This window comes from Solitalea koreensis, assembly GCF_900182575.1.
GTDB classification, from domain to species: Bacteria; Bacteroidota; Bacteroidia; order Sphingobacteriales; family Sphingobacteriaceae; genus Solitalea; species Solitalea koreensis.
The window spans coordinates 1-19,462 of the sequence record NZ_FXSZ01000001.1; the positions used below are offsets into that span (position 1 = coordinate 1).

Annotated in this window: 10 protein-coding genes and 4 tRNA genes; 7 read left to right on the plus strand and 7 right to left on the minus strand. The window is 37.2% G+C overall.

Translation table 11 applies throughout. The features are described from left to right. Positions 1-185: 185 nt before the first annotated feature. Positions 186-1,373, minus strand: coding sequence for a phosphoglycerate kinase (locus FN756_RS00005; protein WP_142600409.1), 1,188 nt, complete (start codon positions 1,371-1,373; stop codon positions 186-188). 110 nt (positions 1,374-1,483) lie between these two features. Further along, complete coding sequence (gap, locus tag FN756_RS00010; protein ID WP_185955165.1) at positions 1,484-2,479, minus strand: type I glyceraldehyde-3-phosphate dehydrogenase; 996 nt, start codon at positions 2,477-2,479, stop codon at positions 1,484-1,486. A 142-nt stretch (positions 2,480-2,621) separates the two neighbouring features. On the opposite strand from gap, the gene FN756_RS00015 reads away from it, so the two are divergent. From FN756_RS00015 to FN756_RS00025, 3 genes are all read left to right on the plus strand, one after another. Beyond that, positions 2,622-2,693, plus strand: a tRNA-Glu gene (locus FN756_RS00015). 60 nt (positions 2,694-2,753) lie between these two features. Then, positions 2,754-2,825: transfer RNA gene (locus tag FN756_RS00020), tRNA-Glu, on the plus strand. Positions 2,826-2,924: 99 nt separating this feature from the next. Beyond that, positions 2,925-2,996: transfer RNA gene (locus FN756_RS00025), tRNA-Glu, on the plus strand. 162 nt (positions 2,997-3,158) lie between these two features. Here FN756_RS00025 and FN756_RS00030 read toward each other — a convergent pair. The 5 genes from FN756_RS00030 to FN756_RS00045 form a co-directional block, all read right to left on the minus strand. After that, the gene (locus FN756_RS00030) at positions 3,159-4,760 is read right to left on the minus strand and encodes a SusD/RagB family nutrient-binding outer membrane lipoprotein (protein ID WP_142600411.1); all 1,602 of its coding nucleotides are present in this window, start codon (positions 4,758-4,760) and stop codon (positions 3,159-3,161) included. A gap of 18 nt (positions 4,761-4,778) precedes the next feature. After that, entirely contained in the window at positions 4,779-8,012 is a 3,234-nt protein-coding gene (locus tag FN756_RS00035) for a SusC/RagA family TonB-linked outer membrane protein (protein ID WP_142600412.1), read from the minus strand. Further along, positions 8,000-8,122 carry a hypothetical protein gene (locus tag FN756_RS14665; protein WP_262709380.1) on the minus strand — a complete coding sequence of 41 codons (123 nt, stop codon included), beginning with the start codon at positions 8,120-8,122 and terminating at the stop codon, positions 8,000-8,002. Before FN756_RS14665 ends, FN756_RS00035 begins: the two co-directional genes overlap by 13 nt. A 178-nt stretch (positions 8,123-8,300) precedes the next feature. Continuing rightward, positions 8,301-10,016 carry a SusD/RagB family nutrient-binding outer membrane lipoprotein gene (locus FN756_RS00040; protein WP_142600413.1) on the minus strand — a complete coding sequence of 572 codons (1,716 nt, stop codon included), beginning with the start codon at positions 10,014-10,016 and terminating at the stop codon, positions 8,301-8,303. A gap of 19 nt (positions 10,017-10,035) precedes the next feature. Beyond that, positions 10,036-13,284 carry a SusC/RagA family TonB-linked outer membrane protein gene (locus FN756_RS00045; RefSeq protein ID WP_185955134.1) on the minus strand — a complete coding sequence of 1,083 codons (3,249 nt, stop codon included), beginning with the start codon at positions 13,282-13,284 and terminating at the stop codon, positions 10,036-10,038. Between the two features lie 389 nt (positions 13,285-13,673). On the opposite strand from FN756_RS00045, the gene FN756_RS00050 reads away from it, so the two are divergent. From FN756_RS00050 to FN756_RS00065, 4 genes are all read left to right on the plus strand, one after another. Then, positions 13,674-13,745: transfer RNA gene (locus FN756_RS00050), tRNA-Glu, on the plus strand. Positions 13,746-14,206: 461 nt separating this feature from the next. Beyond that, entirely contained in the window at positions 14,207-14,764 is a 558-nt protein-coding gene (locus FN756_RS00055) for an RNA polymerase sigma factor (protein ID WP_142600415.1), read from the plus strand. Between the two features lie 91 nt (positions 14,765-14,855). Continuing rightward, on the plus strand, positions 14,856-15,977 hold the full coding sequence (locus tag FN756_RS00060; protein WP_142600416.1) for a FecR family protein: 1,122 nt from the start codon (positions 14,856-14,858) through the stop codon (positions 15,975-15,977). Between the two features lie 109 nt (positions 15,978-16,086). Then, positions 16,087-19,437: a SusC/RagA family TonB-linked outer membrane protein gene (locus FN756_RS00065; protein ID WP_142600417.1), complete on the plus strand. Its 3,351-nt coding sequence runs from the start codon at positions 16,087-16,089 to the stop codon at positions 19,435-19,437. Positions 19,438-19,462 lie beyond the last annotated feature (25 nt).

The following is a 19,462-nucleotide window of genomic DNA, read 5'->3' on the forward strand; positions in this document are numbered from 1 at the left end:
AGAGGCGGTTCTTTTCAAAAAAACAAAGGAAGGCCCTCTGTTAACGTTCTGACGGTACGAAATATTGGGTAAGGTTTTTTTATCGGACAGCAATGGTTAATTTTACAAAAACCACCCGCCTTAAAACAGAAAGAGGCAACACAAACGGTTACCTCTATCCCAAAAAAAACATTTTAACAGCTTGATTATAAAAGAACTGCTTTAATTCCAGGTAATTCTTTACCCTCTAAGGATTCAAGCATTGCACCTCCTCCAGTTGAAACATAGCTAACTTTATTTTCGTAACCAAACTGCTTAACAGCAGCAACTGAGTCGCCTCCTCCCACTAATGAAAAAGCTCCGGCAGCAGTTGCATCTCCAATTGCATCACCTAGGGCTTTTGTTCCAGCAGAAAAGTTTTCAAACTCAAAAACGCCTAAAGGACCATTCCACAAAATTGTTTTAGATGCTTTTATCACTTCAGCGAATTTCTTTTGAGTTTCCGGCCCCGCATCCAAACCTTGCCATCCATCAGGAATTGCATCAACTGCAACAACTTTAGTATTAGCATTATTATCAAAGGCATCAGCAGCTAACACATCAACAGGTAAATACACATTCACACCTTTAGCTTTTGCTTGCTTCAAAATATCAAGAGCCAACTCCATTTTATCATCTTCACAGATAGAAGAACCTACTTTACCACCTTGTGCTTTCACAAAAGTATAAGTCATACCGCCGCCAATGATAAGGTTATTAACCGTATCAAGCATCGTATTGATTATGGTAATTTTAGAAGAAACCTTCGATCCTCCCAGAATGGCAGTTACCGGTTTTTCACCGTTTTTAAGAACTTTTTCAATGGCAATAATTTCTTTTGCCATTAAATAGCCGAAGCATTTATTATCAGGGAAGAATTTAGCAATGATCGCGGTAGAAGCGTGAGCACGATGAGCAGTACCAAAAGCATCGTTCACATAAATATCGCCCAATTTTGAAAGTTTTTCAGCAAAAGCTTCATCTCCTGCTTCCTCTTCTTTATGAAAACGAAGATTTTCAAGCAATAAAATTTGACCAGGTTTTAATGATGCCGCTGCATTTTCAGCAACTTCTCCAACACAATCATCCGCAAAAACAACTTCAGCATTCATCACTTTTGCTACGTGATCTTTAAGATGCTTTAATGAAAACTTGTCTTCTTTAGCTTTTGGACGGCCTAAATGAGACATCAGCACAGGATTTCCACCGTCACTCAACACCTTGGTGATGGTAGCAGCTGATTCCTGGATACGTGTATCATCGGTAATTTCGAAATTTTCGTTTAAAGGCACATTAAAATCAACACGGATTAGCCCTTTTTTGCCTGCAAAATTAAAGTCGTCGATAGTTTTCATGGATTAATATTTTATTCGATTGAAGTTTTTTTATAAGAAATGAGCCCTATAACCGCTAGAGCGGCGCTAAAATAGTAAAAAAGACAGGAGATATCAGATGGTAAATCGTGTTAAAATTCAGTACTTATTTTCTCTACCAAATCAGCCAACCGGCTTGAATAACCAAATTCATTATCATACCAACCCACTACTTTTACCATTCCGCCTACAATTGAAGTAAGTTCAGCGTCAAAAATGCAAGAATGCGGGTTATCCAAAATATCAACCGAAACAATAGGATCAGAAGTATATTCAAGTATATTTTTTAATGTTGAATCAGCAGCTTTTTTAAATGCAGCATTAATTTCTTCCACAGTAGCCTGCTTTTTCAAAATACAGGTAAAATCTGTTAATGAGCCGTTTGGAACCGGAACGCGAATTCCTGCGCCTCCCAGTTTTCCTTCCAGGTGAGGAAAAATTGCAGTAATAGCCTTTGCTGCACCGGTAGTAGTAGGAATGATGGATTGAGCTGCCGCCCTAGCCCGCCGAAGGTCCTTATGAGGAGCATCATGCAATGATTGGTCTCCTGTGTAAGAATGTACGGTTGTAATGTAACCGCTTTCAACCCCCCAGTTATCATCCAACACTTTAATCATGGGCGCCAAATTATTGGTAGTACATGAAGCATTGGAAATAATTGTATGATTAGTTGCAAGAACGTTATCGTTTACCCCAAGCACAACTGTTGGCACTTCTTTATCTGATGAAGGTGCAGAAATAATTACTTTTTTTGCGCCTGCCTGTACGTGTTTCCGAGCCTTTTCAACTGAAGTAAACTTGCCTGTTGACTCGATTACGATATCAATTCCAAGCATTTCCCAGGGTAAATTCTCCGGATCACGTTCATTAAATACCCGAATTGCATTCCCATTTACGTATAAATTATTAGAGTCATGACAAATTTCTCCATCAAACCGACGATGAATAGAATCGTACTTCAATAGATGAGCGAGCGTGGCCGTATCAGCTAAATCATTAATGGCAACAATTTCAATATTGGGTTTCAACAGTGCTCTACGTAAGAAAATGCGGCCAATCCGACCAAATCCATTGATGGCAATTTTAATTTTGTTCATGCGATTTTTTAAAGGTTTCCAAAGTTAAAACATTCAATTAGGGGCAGGAATTTTTGTTCGAATAAAAAAAATAAAAAAATGTTTCCTTTAACTGACTTTTCTCTTATTTTTGCAGTCCGTTAAAAAACGGCATGGCCCGTTCGTCTAGGGGTTAGGACGCCAGATTTTCATTCTGGAAACACGGGTTCGATTCCCGTACGGGCTACTTCCTTTCACCAGGAAAGTAGCAAGGCAAGCTAAGTTAGCCGAAAGTAACTTAATTTTTGGCCCGTTCGTCTAGGGGTTAGGACGCCAGATTTTCATTCTGGAAACACGGGTTCGATTCCCGTACGGGCTACTACTCCTTTCTGGCAAAAGGAAAATAAAAAACAAAAAGGGCATCGAAGGGTGTAAATATTCACTTTTATCCTTTAACTGAATAACATTAAATTAAAATGGCCCGTTCGTCTAGGGGTTAGGACGCCAGATTTTCATTCTGGAAACACGGGTTCGATTCCCGTACGGGCTACAAAAGCTAAAAAGGCTGCAAATGACATTTGCAGCCTTTTTCTTTGACTGAAACTATTCCCGTGTTTTAATAATCATAAACAAGTGCTTTATTCATGATTTAAAGCAAAAAAGAGCTTGCAAGTAATTTGCAAGCTCTTTTTGTTTTTTTTCATTGATAACATTAGTTCATAAACCAAGGTTTACTAGCCATATCATCTGCTCCTCCGGTAACCACTTTCCAGTTCTCATAGTTGGTTTCCATCTCAGAGTTAGGATATACCAATTTATTTAAATTAATTACAGGGCTTGAAGGAGAAAGCGCAACATTTGGCGTTCCGTTTCCTGTTCTACGCTTCAACACCCATGCGTCATAAGGCTGGTGGAAAAGAGCGATCCAGCTTTGCTTATAAATTTGTGCAAGTGCGGCTGCTGGATTTGCAACATTGTAGGCAACCGCAGGATGCATTAACATCGTTGACAGCTCAAGGGCCGTGGGAGCTGCATTCGGTTTAGTTACCGACCCTATTGAAGTACTGTTGGCTGTTTTGTACCAAAATTTAACCGATTCGGCAATCCCCTCTTCATAGAATGCTTTTGCAGTTACAGGGTTTGCAACCACGCCGGCAATCCCTCTATTATAAATCTCTGCCTTTAATAAACTAACTTCAGCTGCTGTAATAAACAATTCAGGAATTTTATCATCAGCAACATAAAAAATACTCAGAGGTGAGTATAAATAGTTACCCGTTGACACAAAGTTCGTTTTCCTTGCATCCAGATAAGGAGCATCCCCAACTATTTCAGCAGTAGTGGCTTCAGTTGGACTTTGCGGATAAGGCACCCACTGCCCAGCTTTGTTTGGTTCAAATAAAATCTTACATCTTAAGTCATAGATGCCTGAACCATCAGTTGCATTCGTGCTCGACATAGCGTTCCACATGGTGCTTCCCATACGCACATACGAATTACCTCTAAAAGATGGAGCACGATTTAAAGTTAAACCAGTGACTTGGCTTGGATATATACCCAAATTATCACCCGGTGCTAATAAAGGCTTAGTCAATGTCTCAACAATAATTGGATCTGCCAAAGAAGCATTCTTATTACGCATCACCATTGCGTATCTTAAACGCAAAGAGTTCGCAAATTTAATCCAAGTTGGAATATCATTTTTGAAAATTGTTTCGCTGGAACCTAATGAATATTGATCGGTGTTCGTATTGAAATTATCTACTGCCCACTTTAAATCATTAAGAGCAGCCAGCATAATATCTGACTGCTGGTCATAAGCCGGCCTGTAAAACTCAGGGCCACTAAATCCTTTACCAGCTTGAGAGTAAGGCATATCTCCAAAAAGCGTAGTAGCTTTTAGTGTTTTATAGGCCATTAATGTTTTAAGCATGGCCTTTACATTGGTCATTTTATCCGCCTTAAGATCTTTAGCAATCATTGTTTCCACCTCTCGGTAATTTGCTAAAGCGGTATAATAATTAGTCCAAGCCCCTCCTACTTGATCGTTCAAGCGGTAGCCTGATGCAGCATAATTAGCCGCCAATTGGGTATTTTGATACAAGAAAGAGGAAAAGATAGTACGAGAAGTGCCCGCTTCCAACATACCTACTGCTAAGTTATTATACATAGCAGGGATTGTTGCACTATATGCCTTACTATCCCATGGTTTATTAATATCTCCAAAATCTTTTTGACACGAAGACAATCCGATTGCCATTGATAAGCCGATCATCAATGGAGCTGCTATATTCTTCTTATAATTAAATTTCATACTGGTAACAATTAAAAATTAAAACTTGGCTTTTAAACTTACTCCAAAAGTTCTCATGCTTGGGAACGCTGACCACTGTAAGCCTTGGCCATTACCTGTTCCCATGATACCTTCAGGATTAAGATGATCAGGCAAGGTGGTGTACAAATAACACAAATTGCGTCCAACTACTGATAAAGATAAATCTTGGACAAGCTTGGTTCTACCTAATAGGTTTTGTGGAACATCATAAGTTAAAGCAACCTCACGAAGTTTAACCCACGAGTTTTCAAAAACAGATAAACTTCTTGGACGGTTTTTATCAGTCCATCCAGCATAAGTACCTGCATATTTATACATCGGGTTTACTACGCGGTCATTCATCTTATTATCATCAACGTTAAAACCATCCATAATTACACCTACATTAGCTGTAGTTCCGTCAGGGAATGTGTAAGGTAAACCTCCTCCATTTCTTTCAACTACGGTTTCAGGAGCAACACCGTTACCCATTGCAGTTGCATGATCAAACGAATAAATATCGCCACCATATTTAAAGTCAACTAAACCATATGCGCTAAATCTTTTGTATTTAAAAGTATTACCAATACCACCGGTTAATTTAGGCGCGGCATTACCAATTGCTACTGGTTCACTTGTAGCATCATAAACAGTACCTACTACAGTTCCATTAGGGGCTTTTACGTTTTTGATCAACTTATTTCCTTGCGCATCACGTTTAAAATCGGTACCGTAAATAGTTCCGTATTTTTCACCTGGAGTAACTTTCATAAATGCACCTAAGTTTCCAAAGATGTCAGCAATACGCAGTTCTTTAATACCAGCAGGTAATTGTTCAACGATATTATCATTTTTAGCTCCATTTAAGGAAATACTCCATGAAAAGTCTTTGTTCAATACAGGGGTCGCATTCACAATAAACTCAACACCCTTATTTCTTAAGACACCATCGTTAGTGGTAATAAAGCTTGCTCCTGAAGAAGCTGGCAATGGAGAAGTAAGAAGCTGGTGAGCAGAACGAATGTTATAATAGGTAAAATCAAGGGTAATTCGGTCTTTTAAGAATCCTAAGTTCGTTCCGACCTCAATTGACTCGGAAGTTTGGAAACGAAGATTTGGATCCTTAATGGTATTAGGTAATGTGTTGGTAGGCTGACCACCGAATGCGCCTACATCATAGTTTGCATCATTCAGATATGGATCATGAGCATTAGCACTTTTTCCGTATGCAAGTCTTAATTTACCATATGAAAGCACGTCTTTTGCTTTACCTAAGTCAAATGCTTCAGTAAATACAAAGGCTGCGTTGGCAGAAGGATAAAAATAAGAATTGTTGTTTTTAGGTAAAGTAGAGTTTACATCATTTCTACCGGTAAGGTCTAAGAACAAGTAATCCTTATAGCTTAAGTTTAAAATACCTAATAATGAGTTCGATTGAACATCATATCTACTTTCGCTAAAGCTTGTGTTAGCTACATTGACATAGTTTGAAAGTGCATAAATGAAAGGAACCTTAAAAATACTGTTATTAGAGCCCGATACACCTTCCGAATTATTCGAATATTTATTATACATTCCGGAGAAACTTGCATTAAATCCGTTAGTAAACAAGTTTTCTTTGTGGAAGGTAGCCATCACATCAGTATTGAATACTTTAGACCTGCTTACTGTTTTGCTAAACGATCCGCCTGATAAATGATCAGCGCTGGTTGTATTGTTTTGAGTTTCAAAACGGGAACCGATGGAGTTAGCTGAAGTGCGAACAAATGCATTTAACCAAGGAGTTATTTCTGCATTTACTTTAATGCTTGAAACAAGCTCATCTCTCCACAAACGAGAATTTTGCTCATATTTGTTCCAGAACATATTCTCGCCATATTCCGCGTAAGGATAATTTTGGAAAACCTTTTTCGAACCGTCAGGATTGAGGTAAATACTTTGTTCGATCGGTTGATATTCTCTTGACATTCCATAAGTTGAAAACTTCGTCCATGAGTTGTTGCTTCCAACATCAGCAGTATTAAGTCTATTTGCTTGGTTATAAGAGGCAGAAACTTCCGCACTAAGCATTTTTGAAATTTTCACTGTAGAGCCCAATGAAAAAAAGCTCTTTTTATTGTTTACATTATCAATAACAGCATCGCCTTTGGTAGTAGATGCCGATAAACGTAGTGTTCCAAAATCATTAGCAGTAGAGAAAGCTACGTTATGTATTTGCTCAGAACCAGTGTTGTAATATGAGCTGCGGTTATCTGCCTGAGGTGAATAAGAACGCATTGAGCCATCCCACCACCTAACCATTTGACCTTCAAGCTTTGGCCCCCATGAAGCGCCGGCACCGAACCAACTGAAAGTATCCCAAGTGTTTCCACCGGTAGACAAAGTTCCATGGTAGTATGGGATTCCGGTTCCACCAGTTGCATAACTGCTACCGCCATACAAAGTAGGTAAAAAGTATTCTCCTGCACTGCTCTTAGGCAAAGATGGATTTGCTGTAGCTAAACCTGCAGCAAAGCCTCCACCGTATTGATTTTGTACATCCTGAAAACGGTATACATTTGTATAATTAGTGGTGTAACTATAATCAATACCCAAGCCTTTTTTAGGGGCGCCTTTTTTGGTGGTGATCAAAATCACGCCATTCGCACCTCTTGCTCCATATAAAGCAGCAGCATTAGGTCCTTTTAATACAGATACGTTTTCAATATTATCCATATTTAAGTAGCTCAGGTAGTTACCCCAATCCTTTTGCGTAGAGAGGTCTGAACTGTTAGTATTAGATTGATCCAATGGATTGTTATCCATAATGGCTCCATCCACTACAATAATTGGCTGGTTGTTACGTGTCAACGTATTATTACCACGAATTACGATGCGCGACGAAGCATCATTTAAACCATTGGCAGTAGAAATATTCAAACCAGCCACTTTACCCATTAATCCTTGGGCTAAATCTACAGGAGCTGCTTTTGTAATATCTTCTGATTTTACTGTTTGTTGGGCATAACCGAGTGATTTTTTATCACGTTTAATCCCCAAAGCCGTTACTACTACTTCGCCAAGCTGTTTCCCATCGTCCTCTAGCACTACCTGCAAGTTAGTTTTATTACCGACCGGCACAACTAAAGATTTAAATCCAATAGAACTAAAACTCAATTTGGCATTTTCGGCAACTGAAATACTGAATTTTCCATCCGGATCACTAATGGTTCCTAGCGTTGAGCCAACAACCTGGACACTTACGGCCGGAATGGGCTATTGTTTTTGTCTTTTACGACACCTGTTACCGTTTTCTTTGTTTGTGCAAATGCTATTGCACTCCACAAAAACAACGTGAGAAATAAAAGTAATTTTTGTTTCATAATTAATTAGAGTTTAATTCACACAAATTAAATAACTTTCTTAAACCGTCAAATTATTAAACAATATTACTACGAAAAGAATTCTCGGAATGAAAGATAGCTCTACTGGAAATCGCACAACAAAAAACCTCGTTCCTGATTTAGAAACGAGGTTTTTGATTTAAAAAATTCAATCACATTACTGTCGGCCAGTCCACCATACAGGTGTTAAGTAATCGTTCTGACCTTTTACTGCATCAAAAGCTTTTTGATTTACTGAAGGCTCTGCTTCAGGATACATAAATCTTTCAATCCATTTAATTTTTGAAGAAATAGGCAATAATTGGCCGTTGTCTTTATAAAGCCTTCTTGCTTCTGCCCAAATTTCATATTGCCCCAGAATATTTAAATGAGCAAACTTTTGATAGAAAACTTCTTTGATTTTATCTGAATTAGATAAGCCGTTAAAGTAAGCTGTCTTTTTGGTTAAAAAAGCATCAATAACCGATTGCGATGGCTTCGCATATTGTGAACCAGCCATCAAATTACCTGGAATTGCCGGTGTAGAAGAAGCGCTGTAGGGATTACTGTTATTTACACTGTACATCCAATCAATGGATTGAGAAATAGCTTTTTTATACTCTTGTGACGGATCTATACCTCCTGTTGCATCCGGAAAACGAATTGCTGCTTCAGCGAGCAATAAATGAGTTTCGGAAGGTGTAAACACAGGAAATTTATTATCAAAGTTATAAAAGGTCATTTTATTATACATCGAGAAATACGGATCTGTATTTTCATCATAGTCCCAATTTACAACAGTCGATTTGTCGGGTTCTGTAGGAAACTCAGCTGCAATTTGTGCAGTTTGATCAGGTCCCCATGGCTTCAATCCAATGTATTTACCATATTTATTAGGCTGGAATAATACGTATAAGCGTGGGTCTACCTGATCTGTTGGGGTAGCAGTACCATTAGCGTAACCAAAAACCTTATTAACTAAAAAATACGGAGCATATTGGTTATAGAATACTTCATTGAAAGAACGGAACCAGAATACTTCAAATATCCTTGCTTTGTCTTTAGTAGCCATTCCAACAAAATCAGCCGCTTCTGTAACCATAGGGGCATTGCTGGTAATTAAATCCTTGATTACCTCTTTAGCTTTTGCCGGATCAACTACCGAAAGGCGGATAGCCATTCTTAAACGCAATGAATTACAAAACTTTTCCCATTTAAGCACATTTCCTTCATTAAGAATATCATAAACAGGAAAATTTCTATGCGCCAAAGAGCCGTTCAACGTATAACCATGCAATTGAGTTGAAATGGTTTTTAGCTGATCCAGCATATCGTAATAGATGTCTTTTTGAGAATCATATTTAGGCCAAAACTTACCATTGTATGCACCACCTGCTTCAAAATAAGGAATGGAGTTATAAACATCTGTCACTCGTTGAAACATGAACGCCCTTGTAATGTTAATGCAATTTACATATAACGAGTAATTGGCTTTATCATCACCGTTCAAGGCACCCAACTTAAGATTGATTACCGGTATGTTTTTATAAGAATCTACGTATACACGGTTGTATAAGGTATTTCTTAATGTACCTCCAGACCAACCGGTATACATTGCGTATTCTCCTTCAGGAGCAGTATTTAATCCGCCACTATAAGCACCTACAAAATAACCTAAACCCAGTAAGCGATTCATATTTCGCAAATTGTGATATTCATCACCATAAACGGGTTGATACAAGCCCCAGGTTTGTAAAGTACCCGTAAACAATTCTTCAATTGAGGCATCCGTAAGGGCATTTGGCTTTTCAAATTTTTCTTCCAACTGGTCCTTGCAAGAAACGAACGTAAGTGCAACAGACATGATAGAAAGTATGATATATTTATTTTTCATTGTATTTCAACTTAATTGTTTAGAAACTAAATTTTAATTGTGCGCCAACCACTCTTACTCCCGGTAAGTTTGTTACTTCCATAAATTCATTGGTTCCGCCTGTTGATTCTGGAGTTACATTAGGTATCGCTTTATATAAATACGCCACATTAGAAGCAAACACACCCACATTTACTTTTTGAACCTTCATTTTGCTAGTTAGGCTACTTGGCAAATCGTAAGAAAGTGTAAGGCGGCGCAATGAAATGTAATCACTCTTATATACTACATCCTCTGTAACATCCATATATCCCTGCCAATATGTTTTTTCATAATAGGCCTGAGCACAAATTAATTTGTCATTAGGAGTGACCCCATCCTCTTTTACTCCGTCTAACACAACCCCGTCATGAAATATAAAGTTATATTTAGAATCAGCCGGTACTGTTGAAGAATGAGAGGCCAATTGCTTGTACTCTCCGGAAGTTGTTACATAGTAGGGCAAACCACCGTGAGCTTCATCTCTGTATTGTAAAGAGCTCGCAAAAGTGCCATTACCACGGCCAAACATATTAGACTGAGAAATTAAGGTACCACCAAATTGCCAATCTAAATCCATATCAAAAGAAACCCCTTTAAACTTCAGGTTAGAATTGAAGCCTCCTAAGGTTTTAGGTAAGGTAACACCCACTTTTTTAAGATTGTCTTTATCAAACACATTAACTCCATCACTATTAATAATAAATTTCCCTTCACTATTTCTTTTCCAAGGGGCAATATAAATTTCACCATATTCACCACCCACAACAGCACGAGCAAATGCACCATTAACACCCCACAATGGATGAACAGTAATACCTTGCGCAAGCTCCATGATTTTATTTTTGTTGTAAGAAAGATTAAGTGTGGTATTCCAATTCCATTTTTTAGTGAGAACAGGAGTTCCTGTAAGTTGTAACTCTACCCCCCTATTGCGGATAGATCCGGCATTGGTTCTAACTGCTGCAGTACCGGATGATTGAGGAACTGACAATGCCATAATTTGATTGTACATATTACTTTGGTAGTACGAGAAATCAATACCTAAACGGTTATTGTTGAAAAACTTAGTTTCAAAACCCAACTCCATTTCTCTTTTCTTTTCAGGTTTTAAATTCAAAACCAGTTTCCCATCTACCGTTTCAGCGGGAGGTAACGTGGTTGAAGCATTAGCAAATGGAACTGAGCCATAAAGGCCATTATCATAACTATTATTGCCAAAATATCTTTCGCCAGGTCGACCTACATCGGCTATAGATGCACGGAACTTAGCAAACTTTATAACTTGTGGTAATTCCAAATGATCGGATGCAATGTATGAAAGACTTGCCCCTGGATAGAAATATCGATTATTAGACGGTGGTAAAATAGAGGTCCAGTCGTTTCTTCCCTGCAGTTCCAGGTATAAATAATTACGGAATGAAAGGTTGGCAGATGCTAAAACGCTATAGGTTACATCATCTCCCTCGTCACCCCAACCGGTATAAGTTGCAACATCTGTGGAGTTATTAAATTTAAATAGGTTTTCGATTGCAAAGTTTTTACTCAAACCATATAATGACTTGTCCATATTGTAACGGTAAACCGAACCTACAGTTCCGGTCAATGTAAAGTCTTTATTCAAATTCCTATTGAAGTTTAACAATGCTTGTCCATAAATTGAACTGTGCTGATTGTTTAACTCAGAGTAATAACCTTGTTTACTATCCAAATACAATGGTCTTGTAAATTTCTGTTTTACAACGTCATTGATTCGGGTCATATCAAAACCGCCCAATAAAGACAAATTCAACCAAGGTGTAAAATTAGCTGTTGCGTTAATGGACTGAATAAAATGATGTCTCAATTCATCATATGTATTTTGGGTTTGATTCCACAGATAATCGTTTCCAAAAGTACCTGAAATGGTACCGGTAGATCTATTAGCAATATCTTTATTCATAGCGAAATAAGAATATTGCCCAGTTTCATCTGTAATATTATCTCTTAAAAGATCTGTTTTCAGATCTCGTGCTATACCATAAGTGGCAAAAGATTGCATTCTGAAAGGAGCATTATGATTATCTGTATAATAATAATTCGAATTAAACCCTACTTTCAGGTATTTACTTGGATTAAAATTGCCGGAAAAACTCAAGACATGATTTTTTTGACCGGCTCCAACCATTATACTATTATAGTTTTTGTTTGAATAGCCGAAACGAATGCTACCGAAGGCTCCTCCATTTGAAACAGAGATGTTAGTAGTTTGAAGATGCCCTTGATTAAAAAGTTCTTGATAATTATTGGGTTGCGCACTATATGGTCGCATTGTTTTATCGTACCAATAAACCTGGGTACCATCCATTTTGGGCCCGAAAGAACCTGAAGAATTAAAAAATACCGGTGTTTTTTGATCATTAATCATTTCATATCTAAACCCTTTAGCATCAGCCAAAGAAGGATCTACGTTAGAATAAGCCAAATTGCCTCCTGATCCATATTCATTCTGAAAATCTGGTTGGAAAGCTACATTATCATAAGTATAATTGGTGCTGAAGTCAACACCAAGACCTTTCTTAAGTGCACCATTTTTTGTATTGATTAAAACAACTCCGTTTGCCCCCATATACCCATACAATACGGCGGCTTTTGCTCCTTTTAAAACTTCAATAGATTCAATATCTTCAGCATTGATATCATTAATACCAGTACCTCTGTCACGCCCATCTCTGTCATTTGTACTGGTAGCTGTATTTTGGTCAAAAATTGGAATACCATCTACCACAAATAATGGCCTTGTTCTGGCTCCTTCAGTTAATGAAACTGCATTTCTAATATTAATGACTGTACCTCCGGTAGGGCCCGTAGTGGTGCTGGCAATTCTCAAACCGGCTGCTTTACCATACAAAGACATTAATGGATTTACAGTATTACCGGTTTTCACTAATTCCTGTGATTTGATTGAAGATATTGCATAACCCAATGTCTTTTGCTCCCTTTTAATCCCCAAAGCCGTAACCACTACCTCTTCAAGATTCTTCCCCTCATCTTCAAGCGTTACCTGAAGCATGGCTTTATTGCCAACTGCCATAACTATTGTTTTATAACCTATGTAGCTAAAACTCAATTTGGCATTTTCAGCAACTGAAATACTGAATTTTCCATCCGCATCGCTAATGGTTCCCTGTTGTGATCCGACAACCTGAATGTTTACGGCCGGAAGAGGCTCATTGTTTTTGTCTTTTACGACACCTGTTACTGTTTTCATTGTTTGTGCAAATGTTAGTGCACTCCAAAAAAACAGCGTGAGAAATAAGAGTAATTTTTGTTTCATAATTTTAATAAAGTTTAAATTACACATAGTTAACTAAAATTAACTATTAATTACTTTATAAAAGTACCGAATCATTAAAGAATTTTAACACAAAAAAACAGGCGAAAGATCACCATACGAGAAGTTCCAAATACCTTTACGAAGCTTTGAGAATTTAATTATTTTTTGAACACTTAAGAGGAAACAACCAAGAAACTCCTTTAATCTCAAAAAAAATACTAACCTAATAATCAACACGTTAAATAAAATTTTTTTTGATTTAAGTTAAATCACTTGGATGTTCAGTCCAATTAGCATACTTTTGCGCCACTGTAAAAAACAATGGCCCGTTCGTCTAGGGGTTAGGACGCCAGATTTTCATTCTGGAAACACGGGTTCGATTCCCGTACGGGCTACAAAAAAAGGCTTTTAGAATATTCTGAAAGCCTTTTTTATTACCTACCCTACCGTCCTACTACTACCTCACAAATTCAACCCTCTTTAAATCGCTAAACAAATCCCTACTCCTTTAAAACTTTCCAACTTTGGCACTAAAAAAAATCATATTAACATTAAAAAAGAGGCTATCTCGACCTTAAGGCAGCCTCTTTTTGTTTGTGAAAAATGCAAGACCCAACTTTTTTAGTTAAATAAAATAACAAAATTTTATTTAACTAACATATTATTATTAATTTATTAACTAAAAAAACATGTCTTTACTTTTAAACTAACATCTTATTTATTTCCTCAAGAGTAATTACTCCCTACTTTCATTCAAAAAGACACAGTTGATTAATACAGAATAATCATTGCATAATCCATTGTTTTTAAAACTTATAAAAATCAAATTAGGCACCTAGAAAGGTAAGCTGTGATTATGTCTGAAATTCAAATCATTACAAAGGATCAAATAGAGGATCTGTTCCATGCAAATTATAAGAATTTGTGCATGGTAGCAGTTCGCTATGTTGATGACTTAGATCTTGCAAAAGATCTTGTCCAAGAATTCTTTGTGTACCTATTGAACAAACAGGAACAAATTCAACTTAGAACTTCTTTCGAAGCTTATGCGGTTCGCTCCATTAAATTTACCTGTATCACCTATCTAAAAAGGCAAAAGGGGAAAATTATTTACCAATCAGATAATTTGCCCGAGACAGCATTTGACCCCTTTGGATTGATTGAGGATGAAAACCTGAAAACTGAAACCTATACCAAGCTTAATACTGCATTAAAAAATTTACCGACTGAACGACGTAAGATTTTTTTAATGAGCAATGTTGAAGGGCTTACTTATGCTGAAATTGCCGAAATCAATGGCATTTCGGTAAACACGGTAAAAACCCAAATAAAAAAAGCATACGCAACTCTTCGCACTGAACTCTTCGCAAAAACACTCATTGCCCTAATATTATTTCTCAAAAAGGGCAATTAGGAAAATTTATTTTCATTTTTATTAAAAAAACAATCACCCCTTTTCCTACCAAGTGCTACTTAATAAATACAAAAACAAGTAGCACTACCAAATGAACAGCAAAAAATGGATACATAATTTTCTTGAGGAGGAATCATTCCAAGATCAGTTGTTCCAAAACAGTGATCAGGAAATCCTGAAAAAAGAAAAAGCATTGATTGAAAATGCAGCATTATATGCTAAATATTCAAACAAAATTAATTCCCAAGCCGACTGGAAACAATTGCAAAAAAGACTTAAAACGGGTCGGTTAATCTCATTGAAGTCACTATTAAAGTATGCAGCAATTTTAGGCATACCATTAATGATTGGTGCAAGATTTTACATTTTCAACAAAGAAACATCTGTTGTTCAACTAACTGAAAAAAAACAACAGAAGAATAAAGTAATGCTAATTCTTCAGGATGGTTCAACCGTAGATCTTCAGGCCGCCAAACAAGCGAAAGGACTTAACGGTTTACAGATCTTCAATCAAAACAGTACGCTTGATTATACCAATGCCAAAACAGCTACTGCCGATGAGCCAGTATTTAACACACTGGTTGTTCCAAGAGGGTCGGATTATAAACTAGTTCTTGAAGACAGTACGCAGATATGGATAAACGCCGATACCAGAATTAAATACCAGGTAAACATTAATAAGACAGCTACTCGCGAAGTTTATCTGGAAAGCGGAGAAGCTTATTTTAAGGTTAGCAAAAATCCGAAAAAACCATTTGTTGTGCACAATGGAAAAATGAATGTTCAGGTACTGGGTACATCCTTTAATATGAATACGTATGCTGACAATATTCAAACTACGCTTGTGGAAGGAAAAGTTAAAGTGAGCACAGAAACAAGTAAACACCTGGAATTAACTCCCGGACAGCAATCAAATTTTAACCGTTTAAACGGAAGCCTGGAGAAGCAAGAGGTGGATGTTTATCCTTTTGTTTCCTGGAAAGATGGCGTAATCACTTTTGAAAACGAAACAATGGACGATTTAATGGAAACGATCGGTCGTTTGTACGATTATGACATTCAAATAAAAGACGAAGACATTAAAAAGTGGCATTTCTCGGGTAGTGCCGACAAAAAAGAATCCATAAAGGATGTTTTAACTATCATTCAAAAAACTTCACAACTTAAGTTCACCATAAAAGAAAGGAGCATTATTGTAGAAAAAGCAGACTAAAAGTAAACAAAAGGGCGATGCTTCAGACATCACCCCATGGTAAGTTTTCATAAATCATAACTGAGAGGCTTATGATTTATTGTATTATCTCAACCCAATTCCAATCTAAATGAAAAATAATTACAAAAGAATTATACCCATAAAAAACAATTTGAAAGGCATTTTCAGAAAAAAAGGAATCACCGCTTTTCTGTTTTTAGCATTTTCTATGAATGTGATGGCGCAGTCAGCGCAGAAAGTAAGCCTAAAGGTTAAAAATGTACCGGCTTCAGCTGCAATTGATGCGCTCAAAAAGCAAGTGAAGGGCTTTGTGGTTTATAACCACGAAGAAGTAAATGCTTTACCAAAAGTTACCCTGAATGTTAAAGATCAGCCCTTTGAAAAGGTGTTAGATCAAATTCTTGCAGGTTCTAACTTAAATTATACAGTTCAAAATAACTCAATAATTATCGGACCTAAATCTGATGCTAAAACTTCGGTTGCCCGTAAAAAAATATTAGTAACTGGTGTAGTTTCCGATGAGGATAATCTTCCTTTATTTAAGGCTAGTGTTTCTGAATACGGCACTACTAACAACGGAACCACTACCAATGAAAAAGGTCAGTTTCAATTGAATGTTGCGGAAAATTCTACCATTATCATCAGCTATTTGGGTATGACCCCTCAAAGAATATCGGTTGGTGAAGGTAAGACCTCTTTTAAAATTACATTAAAGTCGAACACTGCTAGCATTAAAGAAGTTGTAGTAACTGGTATTCCTTATACTCGTAGAGCTGAAAGCTTTACCGGTGCCGCTACAAAAATCACCAAACAGGAATTACAAAGAGCAGGAACGCAGAATATTTTTCAAAGCTTGAAAAATCTTGAACCTTCCTTAAATATTTCAGACAACTTTGTGAATGGTTCGGACCCTAACAAGTTGCCAGATATGCAGGTCAGAGGTTCATCTTCATTCCCTGATTTGAAAGGAGAATATGCTACCAAACCTAATCAACCACTATTTATTGTGGATGGTTTTGAAATGACTATAGAAAAAGTATCAGATCTTCCACTGACAAGAATTGAATCTGTAACCATTTTAAAAGACGCTTCAGCCAAGGCTATATATGGTTCAAGAGCTGCAAACGGTGTTATCGTTATTGAAACGGTAAAAGTTAAGCCCGGCCAATTAAGACTTAACTACAACGGAAGTTTAGGAATTGAAGCTCCTGATTTCAGCAGTTATAACATGGCGAATGCCTCTGAAAAATTAAACCTGGAAAAACAATTAGGAGCTTACAACAGAGCTCAGCCTATTACAAGTTTACCATACGACAGTTTGTACTATGCGAACCTAAAAGAAGTTCAAAGCGGTGTTAATACCGACTGGTTAGCGCAACCTACACAGATGGGTGTAACCAACAAGCATGCGTTTTCTTTAGAAGCCGGCGATGAACGCTTAAGTACTGGATTTTCTTTCTTTACAAGCAACACCCAAGGTGTGATGAAGGGAAGTGACAGAAAGAATTTGGGAGGAGCTTTCTCACTTTCTTATCGTTACAATGGTGTAATGTTCAGAAACCAGTTTCAGCTTAGCAAAGTAAATTCAGCTAATTCTCCATACGGCAATTTCGATGAATATGCTAAATTGAACCCTTACTGGAGACCATACAATGAGGACGGCACCGTTCGTAGATTCTTAGGTATTGGTCCGATTTTATCTGGAAGTGTTTACAATCCTATGTATAACGCTACTATAAATACAACAAATACTTCAGACTATACTGATATTACTAACAACACTTATCTGGAGTGGAAAGCGAATGATAATATAAAGGTAACAGGTCGTTTTGGGTTCACTAATACTGTAAATGGTTCAGAAGTATTTTATCCTGCTAGTCATACCAAGTACATGGGCTCTACTACTGACGATATAACTTTAAGGGGATCGTATGACAAGGGTAATGGAAAGGCGTCTTCTGTTAGCAGTGACTTAAATATGAACTATTCAAAGGAATGGGGCCGTCATTCTCTCTTTACCAATATTGGTACAACAATCCGCGAGGACAAATCTGAAAATTATCTATATTCTGCAGTGGGTCTTCCTAATGACAAATTGGATAATATCATTTTTGCCAAACAATATGCTGTAAACAGTAAACCAACAGGTAGTGAATCAATCGCCAGAGAATTAGGTACTTTAGCTACAGCTAATTACTCTTTTGATAATAAATATTTTGCTGACGCATCTATTCGTTATAGCACTTCTTCTCTATATGGCTCTAATAATCGTTGGGGGGCATTCTGGTCAGCCGGCGCAGGATGGAACATTCACAAAGAGAGTTTTCTTGCAGACAATAAATACATCAATCTTTTGAAACTAAGAGGTTCAATGGGTTATACAGGATCACAAAATTTCAGTGCATACCAAGCAATGTTATTATATACTTACAATGTTGATAACCCTTATCAAGGATTGTTTGGTACAAATCTTCTCGGTCTGCCTAATAACGATTTAAAATGGCAACAGCGTTTAGACTATAACGTTGGTCTTGATGCGGAAATTTTGAAGCGTTTAAGTATGCGTTTAGATGTATATAAAGGCATTACCAATAATCTTATTACAGATATCACAACTCCTCCGTCTCTTGGTTTTAATACCTATAAGGCCAACCTTGGTCAAATTGTAAATACCGGTTTAGAATTTAAGCTGAATTACAAAATGTTGGTTAATCCAACCAATAGACAGATGCTTAATGTCTTTGTAGCAGGTGCATCTAACACCAACAAGATTGAAAAAATTTCTAATTCGTTGCAGAGCCTTACAAGTTCACAAGATAAACTATCCGCAACCAGTAATAAACTCTTTACAAGATTCCAGGAAGGTCAATCTCTAGATGCAATCTGGGCGGTTCCTTCAAATGGGATTGATCCTGCTACCGGAAAGGAAATCTTCGTGAAAAAAGATGGTACTCTTACTGATGTATGGGATGTTAATGACAAAGTTGTGGTAGGTAATAGCCAACCTAAACTTCAAGGTAATATAGGCGCCAATTTTCAATACAAAGGGTTTAGCGCAGGTATTATTGGCCGGTACAGAATGGGGGGGCAGCTATACAACCAAACCCTCGTTGATAAAGTAGAAAATGCATCGCTAAACAATAACGTTGACAAACGAGCTTACTACAATAGCTGGAAAAATCCGGGTGATGATGTTTTGTTTAGAAACATAGGTGTTGCAAATACAATTACCCAGCCTACTTCTCGCTTTGTACAAAATTTAAGTGAATTGAACCTTTCGTCAATTAATCTTGGATATGACTTTTACAAATTTGAGTTCGTGAAAAAGTTAAAACTGGAAAGCCTGTCGTTAATGCTTAACCTCAACGATGTACAAACATTCAGCACAGTACAAACTGAAAGGGGAACTGCTTATCCATTTGCACGTTACTGTTCATTTACAGTTAATGCTAATTTTTAATGGACACTTATATAAACCAAAAAGA